Raw genomic sequence first — 676 nt, forward strand, 5'->3', positions numbered from 1 at the left:
TAACGCGGAGGAAGGTGGGGATGACGTCAAATCATCATGCCCCTTATGTCTAGGGCTACACACGTGCTACAATGGTCGGTACAAAAAGACGCAAAACCGTGAGGTGGAGCAAAACTGAAAAACCGATCCCAGTTCGGATTGTAGGCTGCAACTCGCCTACATGAAGCCGGAGTTGCTAGTAATCGCAAATCAGAATGTTGCGGTGAATACGTTCCCGGGCCTTGTACACACCGCCCGTCACACCATGAGAGTTGCCAACACCCGAAGTCCGTGAGCTAACCTTTTGGAGGCAGCGGCCGAAGGTGGGGGTAGCGATTGGGGTGAAGTCGTAACAAGGTAGCCGTAGGAGAACCTGCGGCTGGATCACCTCCTTTCTATGGAGAAATTCCTAAATGTTCAATTAGAACATTAGGTAATTGTTGGTTCCTTAATCTCTGTTTAATTTTGAGAGACCAAATTGTGACCTTAAGTGGTCATTTTGTTTCTCAAGAGGAAATAATTAACTGTTGACCAATATGCGTCAGCATGATAATATATTCTTCCACTCGATGAAAGTCGAGATTGTTCTTTGAAAATTGCACAGATTAAAAACAAATCAAATTGTTACTCAAACTAACTACAAACTAGAATGGGTATACAATTTCGCAAGTTGCGTCGAAAGATGTAACTATAAAAA

1 rRNA gene is annotated in these 676 nt (G+C 43.6%); it reads left to right on the forward strand.

Features of this window, described 5'->3' with window-relative positions:
* Positions 1 to 374 (forward strand): 16S ribosomal RNA (locus JK636_RS15345); the annotation flags it as partial.
* Positions 375 to 676 lie beyond the last annotated feature (302 nt).

The sequence above is a fragment of the Clostridium rhizosphaerae genome, from assembly GCF_016765585.1.
GTDB classification, from domain to species: domain Bacteria; phylum Bacillota; class Clostridia; order Clostridiales; family Clostridiaceae; genus Clostridium_AT; species Clostridium_AT rhizosphaerae.